This window comes from Photobacterium sp. J15 (assembly GCF_963870815.1).
GTDB classification, from domain to species: domain Bacteria; phylum Pseudomonadota; class Gammaproteobacteria; order Enterobacterales; family Vibrionaceae; genus Photobacterium; species Photobacterium marinum.
Genome location: NZ_CAWMUI010000002.1, coordinates 101,864 through 125,920, shown reverse-complemented (window position 1 = coordinate 125,920; position 24,057 = coordinate 101,864). Strand labels below are relative to the sequence as shown.

Sequence of the window (24,057 nt, the reverse complement as noted above, 5' to 3'; positions counted from 1 at the left end):
TTTTCAATCCATTTTAGTAAAGGTGAGTATTGTTTAAGTAACCAATGGTGTGGTTTTTAGGGACATATATCTCTGTCCATTTACTTCCAGAGGACAACACATAAACACGCTGACCTTGTGGTAATGTAAGCAGTTGTTTACTGTCAAAATTGCTTTCGTTGTACACCGAAGCTTTTTTTATCTGAACGGTTTTAGTTCTAAGCTTATTTAGTATTCCACTTAGGTTTGATTGCGCTTTTTTGTGATTTTGTTGTGCAGACTTTGCGTACCAGAAGGCAGCTAATTGATTGCTTTTCCTTACCCCTGTACCATTTTCATACATTATTCCTAAGTTATTCTGCGCTACATCATTACCTTGCCTGGCCGACTTTTCGTACCACTTGAAAGCTTGATAAAGATCTTTTTCTGTGCCACGACCTTGGTCATACATAACCCCAAGGTTATTCTGAGCTGAGACAGAGCCTTGCTCGGCTGCTTTCTGATACCATTTGAATGCCTTTCTGGAGCTTGCAGGAACTCCTTCGCCATTACTTAACATCCACCCCAGTCTGAATTGAGCGTCAACATCCCCTTTCTCAGCAGATTGAAGATACCATTTATAAGCTTGTGTTAGATCCTTATCTCTACCCAACCCTTTATAATAGTGTTGAGCAATAAAATAATCAGATGCGGCATTATCTGATTTACTTGCTATAGAGTACCAGTCAAATGATTTCTGATAGTCCTGCTTTACCCCATTGCCATTAAAATACATCCCAGCTAAATGATATGCAGCGTACTTATCCTCATTCGCAACCTTCGATAGTAGTTTAAATGCTTTATCTGTGTCTTTTTCAGTACCAATTCCGTACAAATAATATCTTCCCAAAGCGGCTGTTGGGACTGTCCAACCTGAAGAAGCTGCTTTTGACATCCAATAGAAGGCTGATTCCTTGTCTATATTCGTACCTTGTCCATTCTCATATAACCACGCTAAATTTCTAGCTGAGTCCTTGTTTCCGTCTTTTGCTGATTTAGAGTACCAATGAATCGCTTTTTTATAATCCTGTGGAACACTGTAGCCATTAGCAAAAGCAAGTCCCATATAGAAAGAGCAATACGTATAGCTATCAACACATCGTTCATACCATTTTAGGGATTGCTTATATTCTTTTTTCTCCCAATATAGCTCACCAAGTTTCTTTATTGAGTAAGCGTCACTTTCTTCTGCTTTTAGCCATAAAGGAAATAAGTCTTTATTGTTAGCTAGCTCTTTTGATGCCTTCTCTGATTTATTCTCTGACGCTTGAATAAGGTATGCTTGTGCCTCTTTGAAATTTTCTTGCTCAAGCGCATGCATACCATAATCAAATTGAGCATTTACCAAACCAGAATCCGCCGCTTTTTTTAGCCAACCAATATCTTCATCTGATGGACGATTCGTTGAGGTATATAGACGATACATTGAACGATTATCGCCTTCTAAAGCCAGTTTTTGCCAAGATTCTCTTGCTTTAGCATAATCACCATCTTGATAGGCTTCTTCTGCCGATTCATATGTTGCTGCACAACCCGACAGCATCAATGTGACTATAGCACTAGCCAACCACTTGCGTTTTAACATTATTTTTTCCTTAAAGCATTGTAATAATTTGTAATTATTATCAAATATGCTACAAAACACAGCTTGACCTTTCAAGCAGTTGCATGGGTAAAGTCATCAGTTATCGCTATTTTTAGTTTTACATGTGATTATAATTGCATTGAACGCAGTTTTTTTCTGACTACAAGACGTAGTAAGCGTACTGGCAAAGAGAGTGGCTACTGAAATAACTTTTACTAAGGAAAATTTACGTAAAGTTAAGGTGGTTAAGTTTTCACTCTAGCTTGAAATGGGGCAAACATAAGTCCAGTAGACCTACTGCTTTTTACCCCCTGAAATGTCAAGATAAGTAAAGCTAATTAAGGCTCTGCAAACCTGCTTTATAGCGTCACATTTCATTCTTATTATGCTCATCAATTATTCCCCTGTTATTGATGATCAACGAATTATGTTTAGATTTACAGTCATACTCACTCTTCTCTGGTTGCCAAGCCTACTGGTGAACTGGAGTAGTTTAGACAACTTTTTTTTCCTGGCGTCATCAATTGACCATGTACTCAGGTCTACTTGGTCTGGGCTATATGGGGCTTGCCGTTTTACTTGCAGCACGTTTTCGTTGGGTGGAGGAGAAGGTAAAAGGCCTAGATAAAAGTTATAAGCTACATAAAAACTTGGGTATTGGTGCCATGGTCTCTCTCTTTTCCCACTGGCTTATCATCAAGAGCGGCCAATGGCTTGTTGGCTCAGGTATTCTCCAAAGACCAAGCCGAGGGCCACAACCTGAAATTGAAGGTATGAACTGGCACGCTATAGCTGAACACGTTGGTGATATTTCTTTTAAGGTATTCCTTATCTTCAGCATAATTAGCCTTGTTCAGGCAATCAGCTACAAGAAGTTTAAGTTCACCCACAAAATTGGCGGCCTTTTGATGTTCGCCGGTATTTTCCATACTGTACTCCTGCTGGATTGGAACATCGGCACCATTCCTATGAATATCGCCATTGCAATAATTTCTATAGTTGGTATCTGGTGTTCATGGCTGTCACTGTCTGGAAGCATTGGCAAGAAAAATAAAGCTGACGGAAAAGTAGGAAACGTTAAGGCGTACGCTGTGCAGTCTGATCAGAATATGGCTGTACGTTTTTCTATCAATCTGGAATCGGATATCAGCTACAAAGAGGGGCAATTTGCGTACCTGAACTTCCATGACGGGGAATCACCACACCCATTCTCGGTGCTGAACTTCGACGCAGAGAACCGATTGATTGAGTTTGGTGTGAAAGATCTGGGCGACTATACCCACAAACTGGTCAACAACCTCAAAGCAGGTCAGAAGGTTACTGTAGAAGGTGGTTACGGCTCTTTCCAAATCCCTGAATTCGAGAAACAGGTATGGGTCGGTGCAGGTATTGGTATCGTGCCATTTATTTCCCGCCTTTACTGGTTAAAAAGGAAGACTGAAAAACAGCAGGTAAAGCTAAAAGAAGTTCACCTGTTCTACTGTGTGAATTCTGAAAAAGAAGCATTCTTCCGCAATGAAATACTGTCTCTTATTCAACGCCTTGATTTTATCGAGCTACACTTGGTTAACGCTGAAAGTGGTGAACCGCTGGACAGTGTCCAAATTATAGAAAAAGTGAAGAGTAAGAATTTCGACATCTGTTTCTGTGGTCCTCAGCAGTTTGGAGAGATACTCAAAACCGGACTTAATGCTGCGGGTGTATCAGAAAACCGGTTTCACACAGAATTATTCAAAATGCGCTAGGTTTATGATTTAACAATCCCTCTCTTTTAAACTCCCCATTAATCAAAGAGAGGGATTCCTTAACGCTGTCGAAATAGAATCTACACGTTCATTTGCACATTGCTAGCTGCCGCTCACCTCTGCTTCCATTTGCTTGAGATACTCTTGCATAAAACTGGTTCGTATTTCAGCCTCAGCCCGAGCAGAATCTGTTTTCATAGTACTGGCTAGAGACAGAAGCTTTGTATAAAAATGGTCTATCGTGTACGAACTATCGTCAGGAACTCGACTTGTACAAAAAGCATCGTCATTTGAGTACAAAGGACGCCCTAACTTCGAGCTAACTTGCAAGCACCTTGCGATTCCTATCGCCCCCAACGCATCCAATCGATCGGCATCTTGCACGATTTCTGCTTCTAGCGTTTCGGGAGTGATATTAGCACTGTAGCTATGTGTCACGATTGCATGATGTATTGCCTCGAAATACTTCGATGGATAGCCGATATCTGCCAAAAAATGTACCGCTTTATCCGCTGCAAATTTAGAGCTTTGACTTCGATTTGGGTGATTCTTTTCGAATGAAAAACAATCATGTAAGTAAGCAGCTGGAACAACTACCTCTTCAATTGCATGCTCTTTCTGACACAGCAATTTGGCCGTGTTTACGACACGTAATACATGGCTAATGTCATGTGCTAAATCTTGAACCATTTCACCTTGTATATATTCAAGAAGCTTAGCTTCAAATTGCTCAACTAATGTCACTCAACACTCCTTTGCAGCTAACACCCGCAACAAGGTTCCCCGAACAAAAACAGCAAAGCACACAAAACGCCACTCAAACCGCCGAGTGTAACGGGTCACCCTGATTGCACTGTTATAGCGCAGTTGAAGATTACTCAGGCTTTTTTCACAAACTGAGCAGTCACCATCATTTCACCCGCTCCATCAACTTTGCAGTCGAGTTGGTGATCCTTACCATCGACGATTCGTCGAATGGCTGCTTTTGTACCAATTTTAAGTACCAGTGAACTGCCTTTTACTTTGAGATCTTTAGCTAAAGTGACCTTGTCACCTTCTGCAAGCAATGTTCCGTTGGCATCTTTAACTGTAATGGTATCTTCAGCCGCGACTTCTGATGGATTCCATTCGTGAGCACATTCTGGACACACTAAATGATTTTGATCTTGGTATACGAATTCAGACTGGCAATTTGGACAAGGTGGAAACGACATAACTTACTACTTCTGTGACTTATTTTGTTGTATATGATACTGCCCATTAACAGCCTTAGCGAGAGAATCAGACCAAACTCATCATGAAGGAATAAACAAAGAGTTTGTCAACCGCCACAAGATTGCCGAACCACCAATTTTGGCGGGAAAACAACACTCTTGTATGGCTGTTTGTCACCTTCCATTCTCGACAAAATGATCTCTCCTGCTGCACGGCCTATCTCCCGAGCTGAAACCGAGACCGATGTAAGCGTGGGGCTGGTGTCCGAAGCCTCTGCGACGTCATCGAAACCCACTACAGCAATATCAGTGCCGACACGCTGGCCAAGATCTTTAATCGCCCGCATCACACCAAATGCAACAATATCCTGATAGCCAATAATTGCCGTAATTTCAGGGTATCTTTCCAGCAGTTCTCGCGTCACCTTTGCTCCTTCAGAGCGACTAGCCGCACAACTGCGAATATAGTTTTCATTGAAGGGAATACCATGCTCCATAAGCTTGGACATATAGCCCCCCAAGCGATGAGAACGTGTTTTTGATGCTTCAAGGCCGCCAATAAAGGCAATATGCCGATGCCCTTTTTTGATCAGATGTTCGGTGGCCAACTGCAGTCCCATAAAATTGTTTGTGCCAACAAAATCAAACAGGTCCTCCCCTATCGGCCGGACCGCCAGTACGATCGGAAACCCACGACTTTCAACCGTCTTCAAATAATCCAGGTCAGTATCCATGGCCGGGCACATCACTACCCCACCAGCATTTTGGCTGAGCAGAGAGTCGATAAACTTGACTTGCCGCTCAACACTCTCCTGGGCATTGGCCAAAAACAATAGCGAGTCCTTCTCTTCAAGATAGTGACTGAGCCCTGCAATCATTTCCGAATAAAATGGGTTGGTAATCTCCGGGATAACCAATCCAACCAGGTTACTGCGTTTATGCCTTAAGTTGGCGGCGGCCTGATTATAAACGTATCCCAGTTGCTTAACCGCTTCCAAAACCCGCTCTCGTGTTCTAGCTGAAATACGGCCTTTGTTAGTCAGCACCAAGGACACGGTCGCTGTCGATACACCGCAATACTTCGCCACATCTGCAATGGTTGCTTTCACGCACCTAACTCCCAACGGATGAAAAACCACAGCGAAAGGCTCATTGGGCTGAATCACCCGCACAGCTCCCGCTAACGGTTATCAGTTATATCGGCTTTAAGTACTGATTAAAACCAGGTTAATCGATTAACCTGATTTTCACCGTTATATCGAGCCGATTATGAGATTAACTGCAAATTTAGCCACTCAATACCTGATTAACAAACGATAAATGACGGGTTAAACACGTTAACCTATTTGAGGATTGCTAAATGGACTGATTAAATTGTCAGCAAATGATTAATCCAAGGTGATGTATGAAATACCTATCTGGTCGATCGAATTATGACAAGTTTCCACATGTAGCTGTGAAAGGCTTCGATACTCATGCCACACAAGGCTGGGACAGAATCACCCAAACATTGAAACAACGGATTTCCGGTCAGGACAGGCACGTTTTGGTCATCGACACCTATCACGGAGTGAACCACAACGAATTACTCGACCAACTGGTTGCCGCCTTATCGCCGAGCTTGGTGATCACTACCGATGACACGAAATACCCCGAATCACATATCCATCAGATGCTGGAAAGGCACATTACCAATGACCGGGTATTTGGTGTTATTGCCCCACATAAACTGGCTGAGTTCTTCGATAACGAAAAACTCGAAGCACTTAAATCGCAGGTAGCCGATACGAAGACAGGATTAATCGTGGTGCTCGGGCACGGCGCACGCCTCATCGCCAAAGGGGATACATTCATTTATGCCGACATGGCCCGATGGGAAATTCAGCAGCGTTTCCGTCGCGGCGAACTTGGCAACTGGGGAGCCGATAACCTCGATGAAGATATCCTGCGCAAGTACAAGCGCTCATTCTTCATTGAGTGGCGAGCCTTCGACCGCTACAAAACGCCTCTTCTGGCAGAAATTGACTTCCTTCTAGATACAAACACGGCCTTTGAGCCCAAGCTGATCACCGGTCAAGCATTCAACGCAGCTCTTAAGCAAGCCACAGAGCAACCATTCCGACTGGTTCCTTTCTTCGACCCCGGCGTCTGGGGCGGTCAATGGATGAAAGAAATCTGCGACCTCGACAAAGATAAAACGAATTATGCATGGTGTTTTGATTGTGTGCCGGAAGAGAACAGCCTATTGCTTAAATTTGGCGAAGTGACCGTTGAAATTCCGTCTCAAGACCTGGTACTGACACAGCCAGAAGCACTACTTGGTGAACGCGTACATGCCCGCTTCGGGGCCGAGTTCCCAATCCGCTTTGACTTCCTCGATACAATGGAAGGCCAGCACTTAAGTTTACAGGTACATCCACTGACCGAATACATTCAAAATGAATTCGGCATGCACTACACCCAGGATGAAAGCTATTACATGCTCGATGCCGGCGACAAAGCCAGTGTGTACCTGGGAACCAAAACCGGCATCAACCCGGATGAGATGATGGCCGAACTTCAGGCGGCGCAACGAGGCGAAAAATCTTTCGATGACGGGCGTTTTATCAACCAATTTCCTGCCAAGAAACACGATCACTTCTTAATCCCTGCGGGCACGGTGCATTGCTCCGGCTCAGACTCGATGGTGCTGGAAATCAGCGCAACGCCCTATATCTTCACATTCAAACTATGGGATTGGGATCGGTTAGGCCTTGACGGGCTACCACGACCAGTACATCTCGGTCATGGCAAGGAAGTGATCCAGTGGGAGCGCAACACTGAGTGGTGCAGGCAGCACCTCGTCAACGCAATTGAACCCATTGCGCATGGGGACGGTTGGCGCGAAGAAAAAACCGGACTCCATGAGAGGGAGTTTATAGAAACTCGGCGGCATTGGTTCACAGAGCCAGTTCTTCACAAAACTGAGGGCACAGTCAATGTTCTGAACTTGGTCGAAGGACGCGAGGCCCTTGTTTTGAGTCCCGACAATCAATTTGCCCCATTTGTTGTGCACTATGCAGAAACCTTTGTCATTCCGGCCAACATCGATTCCTATGTCATCAAGCCACATGGGGAAAGCAAAGGACACGAGATCGCCACTATCAAAGCATTTGTAAGAGGTTAACTATGCTGCATTTCATTGTTGCCAGCCACGGCCCACTCGCCACCGCACTAATACAAAGTGCCAATATGGTGTTCGGGACATTAGAAAGAACAACTGCGGTCTGCCTGACAGAAGAAGGGGGGATAGAAAAATTCAAACAGGATTTTCGTGAAGTAATCAACGCGATAGCTCCGGATGTCGATGGCATCGTCGTACTGTGCGATTTGGAGTGTGGCACCCCCTACAACGTGGCTTGCACATACGCCTTTGATACTGCATTTGGCACTGACGTTGAAGTCATCACAGGAGTGAACTTCCCCACCCTGCTAATGACCGCCGATTTCACCGAACATAACAGCGCACCAGAAGTTGCAGAGACCCTTCGCCAGGAGGCATTGAAAACCGTGGTCGTCGCAAAACCTGTCAACCGCGTTGAAGTTGAAGAAGACGATTTTTAAGGAGAGTAAACATGGCCATTTCATTTGTACGTATCGATGACCGCGTGATCCACGGACAACTCATGACCCGCTGGGCAAAAGAGCTCCCTTGCGATGGGATCGTGGCCATTGACGATGCGGTCGCTGCCGATCCGCTGCTCTCTCAGGTCATGAAAGGGGCGGTTACGGATGTAAAGGTATGGTTGTTTGATACCCAAACAGCAATTACCAAGCTGCCAAAAGTAATAGCCAGCGACAAGAAATACTTTGTTATTGCCAAGTCGCCGGTAACTTTGCAGAAAATTTGCGAAGCAGGCATTAGCCTCGACAACCTGAACAACAAAATCAATGTTGGCCCGATGAGCGCAAGAGAGGGGACCACAACCATCGGCTCCAACCAGTGCGTAAACGCGGCCGAGATTGCGGCTTTTCATTTCCTAACCCAAAGCGGTCACCATATCGATTTTAGACTGGTCCCGGATGCCAGCGCCTACACCTGGCAAGACGCACAACAGAAGCTGAATTAACTATAAGTTCGATTTCATTGGTGCTTCAGCACTGATGGCAAGGGACAAAACGACGTGAAAGAAAGGACTATATTATGTTTTTAGAAGCAGTACTGATCGGGATACTGTGTTATCTCGGAGCATTATCCACCCCATGGTTACTCGGGCTAACTGGTGGTTGGTACACCATCACCAGGCCACTGGTATCAGGTATGCTAATCGGCATTATCTTGGGGGACGTCCAAACGGGGATCATGGTTGGCGTCGCGGTACAAGCCGTCTATATCGCAATGGTGACCCCGGGCGGTTCTATGCCTGCAGATCTGAACTTCGTCGCCTACCCTGCCGTGGCATTGGGCGTGATGTCCGGGCAAGGCGTAGAGGTTGCCGTAGCCATAGCCGCCACTATCGGGATCGCCGGTACCATCATCTTTAACTTCATGATGGTGCTTAACTCCTACTGGAACCACCGAGCCGATCTTGCCGTAGAAGCAGGCGACGAGCACGGCGTTTATATGAACTCCGCCATCTACCCGCAAATAACAAACTTTTTAATGCGCTTCATCCCCACGTTTATTGCCGTGTACTTTGGTAACCAATATATCGAAGGCTTCATGGCCAGCCTACCGGAAATGGTTATCGATACCATGACCGTCCTCGGAGGCATTCTGCCCGCTGTCGGTATTGCGATACTCCTAAAACAGATCATCAAAGAGTGGACCATGCTGATTTACTTCCTGGTTGGCTTTGTCGGCATCGTATTCCTCAAGCTCAACATGGTCGGCCTAGTCATGATTGGTGCCCTGTTTGCACTACTGCACTACAACTACAAACCCGAGCCACAAACAGTCACTGCAACTCCCGTTCAACACGCTGACGATGATGAGGATGAATTCTAATGACTGCACAACATGAAAAAATTGGCACTGAGATTGGCGCGAAAGTAACGCTCGATAAAAAAGATCTCATCAAATGCTGGCGTGCATGGATGATGTATAACCTCTCATCTATGAGCTTTGAGCGCCTGGAATCTTTTGGCTTCTGCCTGGGTATGATGCCGGCACTAAAGAAACTCTACCCGAATAAGGAAGAGCGCCAAGAAGCAATGAAGCGTCACGCCTCATTCTACAACACCGAACCTCAGCTCGGCGCCATCATCAACGGCATGGCCGTTGGTATGGAAGAGAAAAAAGCTAACGGCGAACCGATTGACGGGGAGACCATCAACACCCTAAAGGTCGGCTTGATGGGGCCAGTGGCTGGTATCGGTGACTCGATGATCCCCGGTATGTTAGTGCCTATCCTACTCAGTATCGGTATGGCGCTGGCTGCCGGCGGCAGCATGCTCGGCCCGATTTTCTATATCGTGGCTTTTAACGCAATCGCTATCATCGGTTCTTACCAGCTCTTTATGAAGGGCTACAAAATGGGGGCAGGCTCTGTGGAAATGCTCGTCAGCCACCGCTCCACCAAAATCCGCGAGGCACTCTCTTTGCTCGGTGTATTTGTGATGGGCGGCGTCGCGGCCAGTTACGTCAACCTTGGAACCGGACTAGAGTTCATCACAAAGGACGGTGTAGACATCAATGTTCAGCTGATGCTAGACGGTATCTTCCCGAAATTGCTGCCACTTATTGTCGTACTGGGAACTTGGTTTGCAATGGCGAAGAAAGGTCTGAGTCCAGTTAAAGCGATGCTCTCACTGGTTGTTCTGTCCTTCATCGGTGTCGCGGTAGGCTTTTTCTAAAAGAAGAGATTCAAGGCACTCAATCGAGTGCCTTTTTATTTGGAGGAGTACATGAACTCACTGACATATCCAATACACCGCATCCGCACTTGGCTAAAAGATGATGCCCTTCCCACCTGGATAACCACAATCGATAAAGAAACGGGGCTCTTTGCTGAAGGCCTTAATCAGACAGGAACCCCCTTCCCTCCCTTAACAACCAGGTTTCGTGTTCAACCCAGACAAATCTATGTATTTGCTCATGCCACACAGCTCGGGCTGATTGACGGCCGAGATACAATCGATCTTGCAATCAATCAAGGCTTGCCTCATTTCGGCAGCCCCCATACAGGCTTTCAATTTTCCCTAGAGCAAGGAAGGCATGGTGACGATCGTCAAATAAACCTCTATGAGCAGGCCTTTGCGCTACTAAGCTACGCATGGCATTACAAGCTCACCGCCACAAAAGACAGTGCTGACAACATGGAGGTTATTTACCAGTTCATCACTCATCATTTAACCGATAAAGACCGGGGTGGCCTATATCTATCGCAGGCTTGCAATAGCCAAAAATGCCAAAACCCGCACATGCACCTGTTCGAAGCACTGATGGTCTGCTTTGAACATACCGGCAACACACTCTGGCTAGAGCGAGCAAAAGCAATCTACCTACTATTCGGAAATCATTTCCTACAACAAGATCACCTGGCAGAGTTTTTCGATGCCGAGTTTAGACTTGATCCCCAAACCGGCACACACGTTGATCCGGGACACCACTATGAGTGGATTTGGCTTCTTAACCACTACTATAAACTCACAGGAACCGATGTCTCCCGACAAATTGAAACCCTGCTCAACTTTGCCCGAAAGTACGGTCACAACACTAACGGGTTAGTAAGAGACGAGGTATTGTCTTGCGGTGAACCTTTACGAACGACATCAAGACTTTGGTGCCAGACCGAATACCTCAAGGCATGTGTAGCACTGTGGGAACGCGGCCCCTCAGCACAGAGAGAGAAAGTAATCGCTGAAGCGGTAGAACAGATTTTTAGCAATTACCTCGAACCTGCCATAAAAGGCCTTTGGGTAGATCAGCTAGATGCATCCGGCCAGCCCGTCAATCCCCATGCGCCAGCCAGCACCTTTTATCATATTTTCCTAGCCTTCTCTGAAGTGCTCAGACTCGAACAAGAGGCGTAAAATGAACGTATTACTTCCCCCTACTGTCAACTACTTTACCGGCCACATTGAGTCCGAAAACCTACTAACAAAATCAACAACCCTAGCATCACTCGACGGTATTTTTGCGGATCAGAAAGCATTCGATGCTATTCCCGGGGACAAAATTATCTATCAAGTTGAAATGCTGCCAGCACAAAGCGCAGATGGCGAACTCAACTTCGGTGTTTCTCACATTGAGCCAGGTACTGTTGGCAATGAATTTCACATGACCAGAGGACATATCCATGAACGCCAGGAGCAGGCAGAATATTACTTTGGTGTACAGGGCGAAGGGCTGTTGCTAATGCAAAAAAATGATGGGGAAACTGTTATCGAAAAAGTATTTCCGGGGAGTGTACACCACATCCCGGGGTTCGTTGCGCACAGGTTGGTCAATACTGGAACAACAAAACTGTCTGCGCTTGCAGTCTGGCCTGCTATTGCCGGCCACAACTACCAAGCAATCCAAAAAGCAGGGTTCAACATTCGAGTTCTGAAAGATAAGGATGGCTATAGTTTAGAGTCCAGCTAGGCAATACGTGCAAGAATAACTTACCGAGTTAGAACATACTTTCTAACTCGTCAGCATTAGCCGAAATACGCAGATAGGAAAGCCGATGTATGGCGTTTTACACGGTTAAGATTTTTGGGGTAGCTCAGTTTCTTTCATGAGAAAACTTTTTTCCCTCTGCAAACTACAATGTATTCCTCATACGTATTAGAACTTCTATATAGCACCAAAACAGACTTAGAGGGTTCACTAATGAAAATACGCCAACGCTTTTTAGCTTATTCGATAAGTGCCTTATTCCTTTTTACCTTGTCCGGTTTGGCGGCAGCAGCTTATAAAAAAGGCGAGAAAATAAACCTTGTCGAGGTTGCGGCCACCAACGATGACTTCCAGACCCTGGTCATGGCGATCCGGGCATCCGGCCTGTCCGGCACTCTCGAAGGCAAGGGGCCCTTTACTCTCCTGGCACCCACCGATGACGCTTTCGCAAAACTCCCGGCCGGCACTCTGGATGACTTGCTCAAGCCAGAAAACAAAGAACAATTGCAGGCCGTGCTCAAATACCACCTCCTGATCGGGGCTATCACCTCAGAAGAAGTCAGCAAGCTGAAACTACCTGAAACCGTCCAGGGAGAAACAGTACAAATCAAAAGCGGCGAGGATGGAGTGACAATCAACGGTGCTAAAGTCATTGCCGGAGATCTCAATGCCAGCAACGGAGTTATCCATGTTATTGATACAGTCTTAATCCCCGATAATTTGTCCAGTTTGACGGTAGAAGGTTATAAGAAAGGCGAGAAGATAAACCTGGTCGAGGTCGCGGCCACCAACGATGACTTCCAGACCCTGGTCATGGCGATCCGGGCATCCGGCCTGTCCGGCACTCTCGAAGGCAAGGGGCCCTTTACTCTCCTGGCACCCACCGATGATGCTTTCGCAAAGCTCCCGGCTGGCACTCTGGATGACCTGCTCAAGCCAGAAAATAAAGAACAACTGCAGGCCGTGCTCAAATATCATCTCCTGATCGGAGCTTTCACCTCAGAAGAATTCAGCAAGCTAAAACTGCCTGAAACCGTCCAGGAAGGGACAGTACAAATTGAAAACGGCGAGGATGGCGTGACAATCAACGACGCTAAACTCATTGCCGGTGATCTCAATGCCAGCAACGGGGTTATCCATGTTATTGATACAGTCTTAATCCCCAAGTAAATCATCAACCGGAAGCGAAAAAAGTCGTTGGCGATAGAAGCTGAATTAGGCCATTTGGTTACATTGAAGCTACAGTGAAAGTCAATGTCAGGTCGGATAATGTACTAATTCATTAGCATTCAACGATTATGAGATCACGTCCTAGTAACGTGCTATAACATCGGAACTAACTCATTTCTGATGAGCCTGTCGCTGTAAGCAGCTTATGCTTTCAGCGACAGCGCCTTGTGATACGTGCACTATAACGTCAGCATGATCTAAATAAACTATCAATAAGTTACGTCTAAAAATGGGTCATGACGCCAATTTGTTGAACTAGCATCTGTATAATTCACGCTCAATGAATGTGCCTATCACTTTATCATGCATTTCTTCAGATTTAGGGAAACCAATGATTTTGCGATTTAGCCGCTTTAATCGCGTTCTCAATGTGAGATTCTGCCGTTCTATTCGTTGGGTAAATAACTTCCCTGTAATGTGCTTTTTAGCTGGAAGGTTTGATGAGTAAACTCTGAAATCATCAGTACAGAAGAAATTGATTGTAAATGGCTCTAGAAGCATCAATAAAGCCTGAAGTGCTTCCTCATTGCGACGTCCAAAAGCATGGGCAATGATCCGCTTAAACCTTGGCTCCCAAGCATACCAAAGCCAACGTTGGTTCTTTTTGTTCTGAACAAATGACTATTGTTCGTCAATTTCACAGATAAGCTCGATCTCAGCGTTATCGAATGGAACTGAAGTTACTTGCCTCGGTTGTAGTTTTTTAGTGTTCTCAGCACGGTATTAAACTCAACTTTAAGCTCTCTGGCAGTATCACGTAGTCCAGCGTTGTTCATAGCCATATCGACAATTTGTTCTTTCACTCCAGGATGATAGGCATTGTAGGTGTAATCAAGCTGGAATGACTTCCGGCAATCAAAGCAACGATAGCGTTGTGCTTTATTCGCTCCAGTCCCATGTTTGCGAACTGATTTGGTCTGAGAACAGTAACGACAAGGGACTTCTAGTGTCGCCATAAGATCACCCGATAACTCGACAAATAACTAAACTATAGTTCAAATCACCAAGTTGGCGTCATGACCTAAAAATACAGCAATAGTTGACATAAAATTGCAGTAATAGTTAGCAAAATATTAACTCTACAAATATTTCTGTTGTAAATTTACCACCGATAGAATCCCTTCCAGTAGCAGTGATAATTTCCCTCAATATTCCCTATATCTCAATTTGGGCTTAGAACGATCACACAAGCCCCAACATTCCCCCAAAAAACGTTTCTGGACAAAACTGTGCCAGTGAGCTTACTAATTTAGCAAAAGTCGGATTAGATGAGGTTATGATTGCAAAAGTTTTCTATAGTAGCTGGCTTACTAGTTAAAGTGACAAGATTAAGTGGATGACATTAATTTTCAAAGAATGTCTCCACTTAAGGCTTTGATTTGATTGTGATGAAGTTACGTTAGTTGATGTCCTTTGGAGATGGTATTAACTTCTCACCATTTGCATCTGTAAGCGCTAGAGGTGATCTTGCATCTATAATGTGAAAATGCTCTAAGTGATTTTGAATGAATTTCTGACCTTGGTTAGTAAGCCTATCAATACTTTTGTTAAGATCAACAATGTCTCTGTTCAGCTCTTCTATAAAACGAGTCGATGTAGAAATAATGTTACTCATCTTAGTATCAGCAGCCTTGAATAGAATATCTTTTGCCCTTTCATTATCACCAAACTTTTCTTCTATTCTAAGAAAGTCATTCACTGCGTCTTCAAATGCAGTGTCTTGAAGCTCCTTATACTGAATGGCTTTTTCATATACAAATTGCTGAGCACGCTCTTTAAGTTCGAGTTGCATATGACCTATAGCATTGATGGTTTCTACGTTTAACTTGGTTAATTCTTTATGGTACAGAGCTATTGCGGCGCTAGTTCGCTCCATACGATCAAGCTCTTTATCTTTTTGCCATTCTTTAATTTCAGCCATGGCCATTTCAATATCACGAACTCTACGAACCTCAAGCTCTACATTAAGTTTTTTTTCTTCAGACCTTAGTTTGTGATCAAGTTCTTTTTCTTTTGACCTAAATTCGTGTTCTGACCTTGATTGAGCTGTTAACGTATCAATATTACGCTGATGAGCTGACTCCTTTGCTGATTCGCTTCTTTCGTGAGATCTGGCCTTTAATGGTTCAGAGGCCCAATCACATAAAATGTCGACTGGCTTGCTGATACAATCAAGCAGAGCACTACCTACTTTACTAGCCCAACTCATTTTTTTCTCCTAACAGTCGATTAAATTCTCTTTCAAAAATAACTTGATCCTTACTTCTCATGTAATTAATTTCTTCGAGTCGATCCTTGTCTTTATCAAAGATTGAGAAGATTTTTTCAATCTGCTTAACCTTATCTTCAAGGAAGAACGTGTCTATGCAGGAACTACTTTTAGATTGCTTAAAGCTCACAAATTCTTCGGTGATTTGTTTCAATTTCTTCTGTGTGTCGGTGTCTTCAAAATCAGTGATATGATTAGAAAACTTCTCAAGATTACTATTTATGAAGATGGAGTATTCTCTTTCAAAAGATAGTGATAAGAGATTTTCATTGTTCTCATATTGGAAGAAAGAAGAATAAAGTCGAGGATCTTCTCTGATACTACGGGAAACAAGGTCTTCCCTTGCCTCTCGTAAAGCTTTCAATAGCTCTTGCATTGCTTTAGGAGCTATCTTTGTCTCTGTCGCTTTTTGTTGCATTATTAGATGTAATGCTCTCATTAAGGCTTCTATAGCATGATGGTGTAAATCATTTGCTAAAGCTTTACGCTGTTTAATCAAATGAAGAAAACCTACTAAATGCCTTATTTGAGTATTATTTCTCATTTATTAGCTATCACTAACAGTAATGGTTGGTTTGTTTAACTTTGCTTCTGAACGGATTTTACCAATAGTATCAAGTGTATGCTCTTCAATCAGACTACTGCTTAAATCTAAACTCTTGGTATAACTATCAACAAGCTCTGTTAACCATTTTGAAGCAACCTCTCCATCAACCTGAGACTCGCTAAGTGTCCCCGAAACTTCTTTTAGTGTTTCTGAGAAGAATTTTGAACGTTCTTTACGTAAATCTTCTTGTAATGTACTGGCAAACTTAATTTCTTCTTTGTATTCCTTAACCAACTCTAGGTAGTTTTTCTCGAAGTTGTATAAAACTTCAAGCTTTGTCTTTAAAAGCTCAAGGTTTACGTAGCCATTTAACTCTTTTTTCAAAATTTCAGTCAATTTAGAGTTTATTGACGCGTCTGCGCCTGATGCCTCGACTGCTGATGAGATTAGTTGATTCAGATCTGTCATTAAGTGCTACCCATTGATTGTAATATTTAAATTCTCCAACCCATATTCAGGCTTATGCGTACAAAAATCAAAACTTAGAATTACTTATCTTGATCTTGCTCATACACGGCATAATCATCAGCTTCGATTTTAACCAATAGGCAATGCCACTTAGTGGAATAATTCTTTCTCCGTGTTCATTGCACGCCCATTTAGATAACTATTTATATGGCAAATGAAGATTAACAGGATATGTATGAGTATCTAATCTAAATGATAATGGGGCAAAGCCGACTTAGAGCAACCAGTCAGATTTGCTTACATCACACTTTTTGAACTGACAGATTTAATCCTGATGAATCCAAATAACGTGTGCCCCGCTTAGTTATCAAAGCACACAGAACTTCATACCAAACCCACCGAGTGCAACGGCTCACCTTGATTACTTGCTATGTTTGCAATCATATCGTGCAATTTACACTTTTAGAGTAACTATAGGCACTTTTGACTGCGTTTTTCTTGATATAGTGCTCCATGTTTCTCTTTCTCGATGCGTCATTCGAACCATTAATCCCTGTTGGCTCTGAAATTAAATAACCATATGGGCAAAGTTCATTAATCTTTTCCTCGAAAACACTATCGATTTCATTATTTGAGCTCGTTAGTTTCTTTTCACTAATAGCTATCAAATTGTATCTGTTATCACTAACTTCATAGCTGTGCACCTCTATTGGTGCAACCTGGCTAGAAGTACACCCTGTCAAAAGTATCAAACTAATCAAAGCTGAAAGTTTCATTTTTCTCCTTAGAACATAGCAATGTATTAGGCTGTTTATGCGCCAAAATGACATTACTTCTCTGGTAGCCACCGCCATATTAAATCAGTCCACCCCGCTGAACTATCAGTCGACCTCTGTCTTTGTTCAAAACGCGACAACACAAAATATTAGTGTGAGATACCAGATACCTGAAAATCTTTCACCACAGTCACGTTCTGACTGGATTTACCTGTTTAAAGGTGATCAACCTGTAATGAATAACAGCGATTACTTACGCCATGTCAGTGTTGGTCCTTCACCTACAGGTGTGCTTAATATTCAAGTAGACGATATCGTTCTCAAACCAGGCAGTTATATTGTGCAATACAATCCTGGTCACTCATTAGCAACAGTGGGCGCCGCCTACTCGTTTGTTATTGAATAATCAGCTGTATTACAGTTGCTGAAAAGTGACACACCAAAATTAGCCGCACATCGGATAGTGCAGAGAACTATCAAATATTCGATTGCGAGCATTATTGCACTAATAAATTAAGCCGGCGATGTATACCGCCGGCTAATCAACTTTACGCTTCCTTGAACCTCTCCCCTTTAAACACTCGGACAGGATTTCCGCGTTCGAGCTGCAAGTGTGCGAGCCAACGCTCTTGGGCTTGAGCACTGACCTGCTTCTCCCTTAACTCAGCCAACTTGTGAGCCAGTAGTGCCTTCGCAAGACGCTTATTCGCATGCTGACTGCGCTCCGTCTGAACCTTGACACTAATACCTGTCGCTAAGTGCGTCGCATGCACTGCTGAGTTGGTTTTGTTCACATGCTGCCCACCTGCACCGCTGGAACGGCACGCCTGGAAGGTAACTTCGCTATCTAAAACAGCGTCAGCGTCTTTGAATAAACGACAGCTGATAAACCAGTTCTTACGACCATGCTTAGGTCTCAGTGGACTTTTACAGACCCACAATACAGACCCAACCCAACGCCTTGTAAGAGTTGTTGAAGCATCGCCATCAAGCCCAACCAGGACTGAACGCATGGAGCCTTTCACCGGCCCTTCAAGAGCCTCCAACACCGTTATTGTCACCTTTTGCTGTATCGCTTCCTTCTCAAGCTGTCTTAGCGCCTGCTGAACAGCCAAACAGCATTCTGCTGGACCTTGCCCAGCACTGAGTTGCAACATCATCATCCCTGCGTCCCTCTCGTCTTGTAGGTCAACACAGGACGAAATCGGGCGACAATATCGATTACCCCTGCCTCGCTCATCGCACTGATAACGTTGTCGATAGATTTGTACGCCTGAGGCGCTTCCTCGTACATCAGCTCACGACTGCCGCAGATAACACGACCACCCAGCTCAGTACGCTTCATCTGCTCCACCGTGTACTTACGCGATAGCCGCGCCTTGCAGCCACTTCGGATCCACTTACGCCCGGCGCCATGAGCCAAAGAACATAAGCTGGTGTCACTAGGCCGGGCTTGCACCAAATAGCTGTAATCACCACGAGAGCCAGGGATCATCACCATCCCTTGGTCTGCAGGTGTCGCCCCCTTACGGTGAACCCAACCTGAGCCAAGTGAATACGGCTCAACAAGGTTATGATTGACGTCCAGAACCATTTCACCACGAGTCTTTAGGTTTGATAAAAGCCTTCTGGCAATGAACTCACGATTAAGCTCAGCAAAGCGCAAAGCATGATTGTGACGCTCCACATACTCATGGAAAGCATCCGAGCCAACATCTAGCCCTTTATGAGAATACTTATCTACATGCTGCCTGAGGATCTGCTCACCTAACCCACGTGAACCACTGTGTACCAGCAAACAGAGATGTTTAACACTCAGATTTACCGCAGCGAGTTGCTCCGGCATATAGACTTCGTCAACCATTTGTAGCTCAGCGAAGTGATTACCCCCACCAATGGTTCCCAGTGCCGAATCAAACACACCAGGCATAACCTGCTTGTCTTGTTGGCGCTTCCTGACCATCTCTTGCCAGTCATCGCCTAAAGGCTGATCGATATTGCCCAATTGCTTTTCGAGCTTATCCAGCTTGATTTTGTGCACAGCTAGATCCGTAGACCAAACAGCCATACCACAGCCAATATCATTGCCTACTAGAGCCGGATAGATATACCCCTCACTCAAGAAAGCTGCACCGATCGGATAACCGCGCCCGGGATGCAAGTCAGGCATTCCCACAGCTCGGATCACACCAGAAAGTTCAGAGGTTTTGATTAATTGTTGGATCGCATCGCTTTCGATCCAGGTGTCCCCGCGTGCAACCAAAGAGGCTCGCGCAGAAACGTTTTGAATACAGTTGCCCATAGTCCAATTCCATACAGAATTTGAATAGATATATGTGAATAGACAAGCCTAAGGCTGGGCAACAAACAGAGAGGTTGGATTAACCCAGACGAGGCTTGTAAGAAGATTTATTACGTCGCATTGTCGTTCTCCTTATCAAGTTGAGTGAATATTAGTCGGGCGGATACTAACGTAATTGCAGTTGTTATGCAAACACCAACTCGGTACTGCAAAACTTACATTACCCGACCCCATGCGCGTTCACCTTAACCTTCCGGTGGATTAACCCATTGAAAATAAAAAAGTATAGTGAGCTAAAAGAATTAATACGGTAGCTGCGTGACAACGAAATGCGGCTCAATACATAGTTAGGTACGAGAAAGGATTCAAATGAGACAGCAATACCATTTTCGAGACTCAAACGAAGGGCTACTTGCTTGGGATGTTTTCCGTTTGTTGACGTTATCTCAGCATTTAAAGGTTCGAAATGTTCCGTTATCAGATATAAAAGAACTAGATGAACCTTTTTGGTATGAATTGGGGAGTGCTACTCCAACATGTAGAAATGTTCTAGAGCATACAATACTCATTGATAAAGCAGACCTAAGTTACCCCATCATTTTGTGCCATGAAGGCCGTGTAATGGATGGTATGCATCGTGTCTGTAAAGCGGTTAAAAACGGCAATACTTTCATCAAAGCCGTTCAATTCGAAGAATACATTTCACCTGACTATGTAGGAGTGGATGCAGATGAGCTGCCTTATTAATCATGCGCCTCAAAAAAGCATCAAGATGACTTGTTATACTCGTCGACTTTATTAAGTAGTTTGGTGTGCTTGGTTAATCACCTTAGGCCTTTGGTGGCTTTAATGTTCATTTTGAGGCAGACCATCACTGATTTCATAGTAATCACCCTTCTCTGCCACAAAAATATGTTGCCCAAGATTTGCCCCAGTGGGCTTATCAAATGAACCTAATGAAATACCTATCCAATGATGCTTGTTTTTATCAAGAGGATCGAAGAATAAAGACGAACCACATTTTGAACAAAAACCTCGCCTCACTTTTTCGGATGAGTGGTACCAAGAGACATTTTCTAAGCCATGGATTGATAATGAATCTCGTGAAACTTCAGCACTTGCGAGAAAATGTCCAGTCCATTTTCGGCATTGGTTGCAATGACAAGCATCAGTTGATTTAAGGTCTTCTGATACTTCAAATTTCACAGCACCGCAGAGACAAGAGCCTTTATGCATTTAAAACTCCATTTACTGTTTTCTTGACCACCTAACGCCGAGCATAAGTTGCGCCGCAACTAGCATACCAAATGGCTTACCAAAACCACCGATTCCAACGTGCCACCTTGATGTCTTTGTTATGTGCGTACTTTTTCACAACGAATAAAAATAAAGTTTGGGTTATTTTTTAGGTGATTGTATGTGGACTCTGAAATTTCTCTGGCTTGCTCATCAACACTACCTTCGCTAATTTGGGAGATATATAAGCCCGCTGAGGTAATAGCACGGCAAATTTCAGTCAATGAGCGACGGTAAAAACTCACTTTTACAGGAGTCCCAATTGTATCCCACTCTTCTTCTACCCACTCACGTTCGAAATAATTACCACTCTTAGAACACTCAAAGTCCGCAAAAGGATGATGGGTAGAAAAAACCATATAACCATCCTCCTTTAGTACCCTTTGTACGTCTTTGAAAACTGGAGCTAAATCTGCGACATAATGCAGTACCAATGGGCAAATGATGACATCTGCACTATTATCTGGCTCCAAGGGCAATCCTTGAGAAATGTCTTGGGTATAAGCATGGACTTGCTCACCAAAGGTGTCTTTTACCAAAGACACCATATCTTCAGATATGTCCATACACTTCAAACTGTTGACTGAGTGCTTGATAAACCAATCTGCATATATCCCAGAGCCACACCCCATATCAATAACATCCTTGCCTTTTACGTTATCAAGTAAAGCTAGTGTTGATGGGCGCTCCAAGAGTGCATTGTAAATATTATCTTTAACTACTTCCGCATACTTAACAGCATGTTTTGTATACATTTCAGACATTTTATTTGCCTACAAAAGAAAAAGCTGAAGGATAGCACATAACGCCTGCAACAAGGTGCACCCCACCGAGCTCACCAAGCCAACTGAACGTCAAACCAAAACTGCCGAGTGTAACGCATCACCTTGATTGCCTTGTATGCTTCGCCGAACTCAATCGACTGACACCTGTAAACTATGATTCTTATGATGCTCAAACATCATTGCTATATCTTCTGGTAATACTCTGCTTTGGGACAGCTTTGGTAAGTTACCTAATTCAAAAAAACCGATTTCAGATATTTCAATATTTACCTCTGGCTCTCCTGATACGAAGTTACACAGAAAAAACATTTTATAGATATGAAATGGATAAATCGGTACATATGGATGAATGGCGCGATCTTTTACAGAAATAAGCCTTGGTTCATTTACCGTATAGCCTGATTCTTCATAGACTTCACGTACTACACCCTGCGATGGTGTTTCATTCACATCCGCCCAACCGCCAGGTAGTGTCCAACAATTATCCTCTCGCTCACGAACAAGTAGAATTTTGTTGTCCTTAATTACACCAGCCCTTAAATCGACTTTTGGTGTTGGATACCCCGACTCAGGGATAAATAAATTTTGTACTCTTTCTAGAGGAACTTCACCAAGTAAGGCAAACATCTGATGCGATATATCAGCAATACTTTCAAATCGCTCAAGATCATACTTATCCTTAGAGTACGCTTTACCAGCTTGGCTCAATGCCTGAAGTTGCTTTGCCCATTCAATCCATTGACTCAAAATAACCTCCTGTGAAGCTAACGCCTGCAATAAGGTGTGCCCTACAAAACCAGCAAAGCATACTGAACTTCAAACCCAAATCGCCGAGTGTCATGGGTCACCTTAATTGCCTGCTATGCAAACATAGCATCGTAACCAGCTATAGATTTTACAGCCTTACTAAGGTCGTTTTTACCATTGAACTCATGAGCAAACGCGACAACATCACAGCCCGCAGCAACACCTGCCTCGACTCCTGCATTTGAATCCTCAAATACCAACACTTGAGAAGAACTTAACCCTAGCTGGTCTAAAGAGAGAATATACGCTTCTGGGTCTGGCTTATGGTTTGTTACATGCTCTTGAGTAATCACAACATCGAATAAATCAGCTAACTCTAAAGCACTCAGTATATTGTTAACCATCCAAGTTGCCGCCGAACTCACAACCGCACACTTTTTACCCGACCTTTTCAAATGATGAATGTAATCCAGAGCTCCTCGGTTTAGTTCGAGTTTTTCAGACAGTAGCTTTTCATAATGGGCTCTGAAAAATTGATTAAACTCTGTTAAATCTGGTCTTATTTCACCATGCTTGAAGAAATGACCTGTAACAACAGGCCAACTTTCACCCATAACATCCTTGTAAACATTAAAGTCTACATCTGCACCATAATCACCACATGCCAACGATAAAGCTAAACCTTTAAGTGGTTCTGAATTTACCAGCGTGCCATCCATATCAAATAAATATGCTTGATATTCCTTCAAAACTTTCTCCGTACTTCCTTATTTATGGTTTGCATAACGCCTGCGATAAGGTGCCCCCGCACTTAACCCACAAAGCACACAAAACGCCGTACCAAAACCGCCGAGTGTAACGGGTCACCTTGATTGCCTTGTATGCCCTAAAATGTGACATCAGTGGTTGAGGTAGCAGTAATCGGAACACCGAAACTCGAAATATTTGGCAGTGTTGCGTTGTGATGAGCACGAATTTGGCTACCTGTTGCATGCTCTTTATCATGGGTTGTATGAGCATCGCCGATTAACTGAACTGAATAACCAAGACCAGCGGCTCGCCTTGTTGTTGTATCAACACAAAACTCTGATGCATAACCACAAATATATAGATTTGTAACTCCATGTTCCAACAAGAAGTCTTGAAGATTAGTTCGTAAAAATGAGTCTGGTGTCGTTTTACGTATGAACGTATCAGTCTCTGTTACAGTGAGGTCTGACTGTAACTGCCACCCTTCACTTCCATACTCTATTTCAGTGCCCGCTTGTTCATGTTGAACGAAAACAACAGGCACATTTGATTTTCTTGCTTTATCTGTCAGCAGATTAATATTGTGAACAACTTCATCAGCGGCAAACGGCTGAGAATCACCTTCAAATAAGACACGTTGAACATCAATAATCACTAATGCTGATTTCATTCACTTAAACTCCATTTTATTGTGCTAACGCCTGGCATAAGGTGCGCTACGACTAACCCACCAAGAGCAC

At 43.9% G+C, this 24,057-nt stretch carries 26 protein-coding genes and 2 pseudogenes; 12 read left to right on the top strand and 16 right to left on the bottom strand.

The window, feature by feature from the left end:
• Positions 1 to 13 precede the first annotated feature (13 nt).
• Positions 14 to 1,603 carry a tetratricopeptide repeat protein gene (locus AACQ93_RS17445; protein ID WP_064607084.1) on the bottom strand — a complete coding sequence of 530 codons (1,590 nt, stop codon included), beginning with the start codon at positions 1,601 to 1,603 and terminating at the stop codon, positions 14 to 16.
• 530 nt (positions 1,604 to 2,133) lie between these two features.
• Between AACQ93_RS17445 and AACQ93_RS17440 the strand changes: the two genes are divergently transcribed.
• Entirely contained in the window at positions 2,134 to 3,348 is a 1,215-nt protein-coding gene (locus AACQ93_RS17440) for a ferredoxin reductase family protein (RefSeq protein WP_232323351.1), read from the top strand.
• A gap of 102 nt (positions 3,349 to 3,450) precedes the next feature.
• On the opposite strand, the gene AACQ93_RS17435 is transcribed toward AACQ93_RS17440, so the two are convergent.
• From AACQ93_RS17435 to AACQ93_RS17425, 3 genes are all read right to left on the bottom strand, one after another.
• Positions 3,451 to 4,092 carry an HD domain-containing protein gene (locus AACQ93_RS17435; RefSeq protein ID WP_064607075.1) on the bottom strand — a complete coding sequence of 214 codons (642 nt, stop codon included), beginning with the start codon at positions 4,090 to 4,092 and terminating at the stop codon, positions 3,451 to 3,453.
• Between the two features lie 134 nt (positions 4,093 to 4,226).
• Positions 4,227 to 4,562, bottom strand: coding sequence for a zinc ribbon domain-containing protein YjdM (locus AACQ93_RS17430; RefSeq protein ID WP_064607072.1), 336 nt, complete (start codon positions 4,560 to 4,562; stop codon positions 4,227 to 4,229).
• A gap of 107 nt (positions 4,563 to 4,669) precedes the next feature.
• The gene (locus tag AACQ93_RS17425) at positions 4,670 to 5,671 is read right to left on the bottom strand and encodes a LacI family DNA-binding transcriptional regulator (RefSeq protein WP_064607069.1); all 1,002 of its coding nucleotides are present in this window, start codon (positions 5,669 to 5,671) and stop codon (positions 4,670 to 4,672) included.
• Positions 5,672 to 5,967: 296 nt separating this feature from the next.
• On the opposite strand from AACQ93_RS17425, the gene AACQ93_RS17420 reads away from it, so the two are divergent.
• The 9 genes and pseudogenes from AACQ93_RS17420 (at position 5,968) to AACQ93_RS25475 (ending at position 13,317) form a co-directional block, all read left to right on the top strand.
• Positions 5,968 to 7,728, top strand: a complete 1,761-nt coding sequence (locus AACQ93_RS17420; protein ID WP_064607066.1) for a class I mannose-6-phosphate isomerase — start codon at positions 5,968 to 5,970, stop codon at positions 7,726 to 7,728.
• A 2-nt stretch (positions 7,729 to 7,730) separates the two neighbouring features.
• A complete protein-coding gene (locus AACQ93_RS17415) occupies positions 7,731 to 8,165 on the top strand; it encodes a PTS sugar transporter subunit IIA (protein WP_064607063.1) in 435 nt (144 codons plus the stop codon).
• Between the two features lie 11 nt (positions 8,166 to 8,176).
• A complete protein-coding gene (locus tag AACQ93_RS17410; protein ID WP_064607060.1) occupies positions 8,177 to 8,671 on the top strand; it encodes a PTS system mannose/fructose/N-acetylgalactosamine-transporter subunit IIB in 495 nt (164 codons plus the stop codon).
• Between the two features lie 74 nt (positions 8,672 to 8,745).
• The gene (locus AACQ93_RS17405; protein WP_064607057.1) at positions 8,746 to 9,549 is read left to right on the top strand and encodes a PTS mannose/fructose/sorbose/N-acetylgalactosamine transporter subunit IIC; all 804 of its coding nucleotides are present in this window, start codon (positions 8,746 to 8,748) and stop codon (positions 9,547 to 9,549) included.
• Positions 9,549 to 10,397 carry a PTS system mannose/fructose/sorbose family transporter subunit IID gene (locus tag AACQ93_RS17400; protein WP_064607054.1) on the top strand — a complete coding sequence of 283 codons (849 nt, stop codon included), beginning with the start codon at positions 9,549 to 9,551 and terminating at the stop codon, positions 10,395 to 10,397. Before AACQ93_RS17405 ends, AACQ93_RS17400 begins: the two co-directional genes overlap by 1 nt.
• Positions 10,398 to 10,448: 51 nt before the next feature.
• Positions 10,449 to 11,576 carry an AGE family epimerase/isomerase gene (locus AACQ93_RS17395; RefSeq protein WP_064607050.1) on the top strand — a complete coding sequence of 376 codons (1,128 nt, stop codon included), beginning with the start codon at positions 10,449 to 10,451 and terminating at the stop codon, positions 11,574 to 11,576.
• Position 11,577: 1 nt separating this feature from the next.
• On the top strand, positions 11,578 to 12,129 hold the full coding sequence (locus tag AACQ93_RS17390) for a glucose-6-phosphate isomerase family protein (protein ID WP_064607046.1): 552 nt from the start codon (positions 11,578 to 11,580) through the stop codon (positions 12,127 to 12,129).
• A 231-nt stretch (positions 12,130 to 12,360) separates the two neighbouring features.
• Positions 12,361 to 12,861 (top strand): annotated as a pseudogene (locus tag AACQ93_RS25480) (fasciclin domain-containing protein); the annotation flags it as partial.
• On the top strand, positions 12,856 to 13,317 hold the full coding sequence (locus tag AACQ93_RS25475; RefSeq protein WP_445323161.1) for a fasciclin domain-containing protein: 462 nt from the start codon (positions 12,856 to 12,858) through the stop codon (positions 13,315 to 13,317). The pseudogene AACQ93_RS25480 and the gene AACQ93_RS25475, both read left to right, overlap by 6 nt.
• 315 nt (positions 13,318 to 13,632) lie before the next feature.
• On the opposite strand, the pseudogene AACQ93_RS17380 reads toward AACQ93_RS25475, so the two are convergent.
• From AACQ93_RS17380 to AACQ93_RS17360, 5 genes and pseudogenes are all read right to left on the bottom strand, one after another.
• Positions 13,633 to 14,333, bottom strand: a pseudogene (locus tag AACQ93_RS17380) (IS1 family transposase).
• A 443-nt stretch (positions 14,334 to 14,776) separates the two neighbouring features.
• A complete protein-coding gene (locus AACQ93_RS17375) occupies positions 14,777 to 15,586 on the bottom strand; it encodes a hypothetical protein (protein ID WP_064607035.1) in 810 nt (269 codons plus the stop codon).
• Entirely contained in the window at positions 15,573 to 16,190 is a 618-nt protein-coding gene (locus tag AACQ93_RS17370) for a hypothetical protein (RefSeq protein WP_064607032.1), read from the bottom strand. Before AACQ93_RS17370 ends, AACQ93_RS17375 begins: the two co-directional genes overlap by 14 nt.
• A 3-nt stretch (positions 16,191 to 16,193) precedes the next feature.
• Positions 16,194 to 16,661: a hypothetical protein gene (locus tag AACQ93_RS17365; protein WP_064607029.1), complete on the bottom strand. Its 468-nt coding sequence runs from the start codon at positions 16,659 to 16,661 to the stop codon at positions 16,194 to 16,196.
• Positions 16,662 to 17,101: 440 nt separating this feature from the next.
• Positions 17,102 to 17,437 carry a hypothetical protein gene (locus tag AACQ93_RS17360; protein ID WP_064607027.1) on the bottom strand — a complete coding sequence of 112 codons (336 nt, stop codon included), beginning with the start codon at positions 17,435 to 17,437 and terminating at the stop codon, positions 17,102 to 17,104.
• 37 nt (positions 17,438 to 17,474) lie between these two features.
• Between AACQ93_RS17360 and AACQ93_RS17355 the strand changes: the two genes are divergently transcribed.
• On the top strand, positions 17,475 to 17,843 hold the full coding sequence (locus tag AACQ93_RS17355; protein ID WP_064607024.1) for a hypothetical protein: 369 nt from the start codon (positions 17,475 to 17,477) through the stop codon (positions 17,841 to 17,843).
• Positions 17,844 to 17,985: 142 nt separating this feature from the next.
• On the opposite strand, the gene prfH is transcribed toward AACQ93_RS17355, so the two are convergent.
• Positions 17,986 to 18,594 (bottom strand): peptide chain release factor H, encoded by a 609-nt coding sequence (prfH, locus tag AACQ93_RS17350; RefSeq protein ID WP_084419474.1) that lies wholly within the window; start codon positions 18,592 to 18,594, stop codon positions 17,986 to 17,988.
• A gap of 2 nt (positions 18,595 to 18,596) precedes the next feature.
• Positions 18,597 to 19,739, bottom strand: a complete 1,143-nt coding sequence (locus AACQ93_RS17345) for an RNA ligase RtcB family protein (RefSeq protein ID WP_064607018.1) — start codon at positions 19,737 to 19,739, stop codon at positions 18,597 to 18,599.
• Positions 19,740 to 20,108: 369 nt separating this feature from the next.
• On the opposite strand from AACQ93_RS17345, the gene AACQ93_RS17340 reads away from it, so the two are divergent.
• Positions 20,109 to 20,486, top strand: coding sequence for a hypothetical protein (locus tag AACQ93_RS17340; RefSeq protein WP_064607015.1), 378 nt, complete (start codon positions 20,109 to 20,111; stop codon positions 20,484 to 20,486).
• 99 nt (positions 20,487 to 20,585) lie between these two features.
• On the opposite strand, the gene AACQ93_RS17335 is transcribed toward AACQ93_RS17340, so the two are convergent.
• The 5 genes from AACQ93_RS17335 to AACQ93_RS17315 all read right to left on the bottom strand — a co-directional run bounded on the left by AACQ93_RS17335 (position 20,586) and on the right by AACQ93_RS17315 (position 23,987).
• Complete coding sequence (locus AACQ93_RS17335) at positions 20,586 to 20,975, bottom strand: GFA family protein (protein WP_084419282.1); 390 nt, start codon at positions 20,973 to 20,975, stop codon at positions 20,586 to 20,588.
• Between the two features lie 119 nt (positions 20,976 to 21,094).
• Positions 21,095 to 21,799 (bottom strand): class I SAM-dependent DNA methyltransferase, encoded by a 705-nt coding sequence (locus tag AACQ93_RS17330; RefSeq protein ID WP_064607009.1) that lies wholly within the window; start codon positions 21,797 to 21,799, stop codon positions 21,095 to 21,097.
• Positions 21,800 to 21,949: 150 nt separating this feature from the next.
• Positions 21,950 to 22,567 carry an NUDIX hydrolase gene (locus tag AACQ93_RS17325; protein WP_064607006.1) on the bottom strand — a complete coding sequence of 206 codons (618 nt, stop codon included), beginning with the start codon at positions 22,565 to 22,567 and terminating at the stop codon, positions 21,950 to 21,952.
• Positions 22,568 to 22,680: 113 nt separating this feature from the next.
• Complete coding sequence (locus AACQ93_RS17320; RefSeq protein WP_064607003.1) at positions 22,681 to 23,316, bottom strand: HAD family hydrolase; 636 nt, start codon at positions 23,314 to 23,316, stop codon at positions 22,681 to 22,683.
• Positions 23,317 to 23,453: 137 nt separating this feature from the next.
• Positions 23,454 to 23,987 (bottom strand): cysteine hydrolase family protein, encoded by a 534-nt coding sequence (locus AACQ93_RS17315; RefSeq protein ID WP_064607000.1) that lies wholly within the window; start codon positions 23,985 to 23,987, stop codon positions 23,454 to 23,456.
• Positions 23,988 to 24,057 lie beyond the last annotated feature (70 nt).

Coding starts and splice junctions, on each gene's coding strand:
- AACQ93_RS17360 (WP_064607027.1), bottom strand. CDS start 17,437: ATGAAACTTTCAGCTTTGATTAGTTTGATACTTTTGACAGGGTGTACT.
- AACQ93_RS17340 (WP_064607015.1), top strand. CDS start 20,109: ATGAGACAGCAATACCATTTTCGAGACTCAAACGAAGGGCTACTTGCT.
- AACQ93_RS17430 (WP_064607072.1), bottom strand. CDS start 4,562: ATGTCGTTTCCACCTTGTCCAAATTGCCAGTCTGAATTCGTATACCAA.
- AACQ93_RS17410 (WP_064607060.1), top strand. CDS start 8,177: ATGGCCATTTCATTTGTACGTATCGATGACCGCGTGATCCACGGACAA.
- AACQ93_RS17395 (WP_064607050.1), top strand. CDS start 10,449: ATGAACTCACTGACATATCCAATACACCGCATCCGCACTTGGCTAAAA.
- AACQ93_RS17415 (WP_064607063.1), top strand. CDS start 7,731: ATGCTGCATTTCATTGTTGCCAGCCACGGCCCACTCGCCACCGCACTA.
- AACQ93_RS17370 (WP_064607032.1), bottom strand. CDS start 16,190: ATGAGAAATAATACTCAAATAAGGCATTTAGTAGGTTTTCTTCATTTG.
- AACQ93_RS17335 (WP_084419282.1), bottom strand. CDS start 20,975: ATGCATAAAGGCTCTTGTCTCTGCGGTGCTGTGAAATTTGAAGTATCA.
- AACQ93_RS17445 (WP_064607084.1), bottom strand. CDS start 1,603: ATGTTAAAACGCAAGTGGTTGGCTAGTGCTATAGTCACATTGATGCTG.
- AACQ93_RS17315 (WP_064607000.1), bottom strand. CDS start 23,987: ATGAAATCAGCATTAGTGATTATTGATGTTCAACGTGTCTTATTTGAA.
- AACQ93_RS17420 (WP_064607066.1), top strand. CDS start 5,968: ATGAAATACCTATCTGGTCGATCGAATTATGACAAGTTTCCACATGTA.
- AACQ93_RS17390 (WP_064607046.1), top strand. CDS start 11,578: ATGAACGTATTACTTCCCCCTACTGTCAACTACTTTACCGGCCACATT.
- AACQ93_RS17405 (WP_064607057.1), top strand. CDS start 8,746: ATGTTTTTAGAAGCAGTACTGATCGGGATACTGTGTTATCTCGGAGCA.
- AACQ93_RS17345 (WP_064607018.1), bottom strand. CDS start 19,739: ATGGGCAACTGTATTCAAAACGTTTCTGCGCGAGCCTCTTTGGTTGCA.
- AACQ93_RS17400 (WP_064607054.1), top strand. CDS start 9,549: ATGACTGCACAACATGAAAAAATTGGCACTGAGATTGGCGCGAAAGTA.
- AACQ93_RS17330 (WP_064607009.1), bottom strand. CDS start 21,799: ATGTCTGAAATGTATACAAAACATGCTGTTAAGTATGCGGAAGTAGTT.
- AACQ93_RS17375 (WP_064607035.1), bottom strand. CDS start 15,586: ATGAGTTGGGCTAGTAAAGTAGGTAGTGCTCTGCTTGATTGTATCAGC.
- prfH (WP_084419474.1), bottom strand. CDS start 18,594: ATGTTGCAACTCAGTGCTGGGCAAGGTCCAGCAGAATGCTGTTTGGCT.
- AACQ93_RS17440 (WP_232323351.1), top strand. CDS start 2,134: ATGTACTCAGGTCTACTTGGTCTGGGCTATATGGGGCTTGCCGTTTTA.
- AACQ93_RS17355 (WP_064607024.1), top strand. CDS start 17,475: ATGCGCCAAAATGACATTACTTCTCTGGTAGCCACCGCCATATTAAAT.
- AACQ93_RS17365 (WP_064607029.1), bottom strand. CDS start 16,661: ATGACAGATCTGAATCAACTAATCTCATCAGCAGTCGAGGCATCAGGC.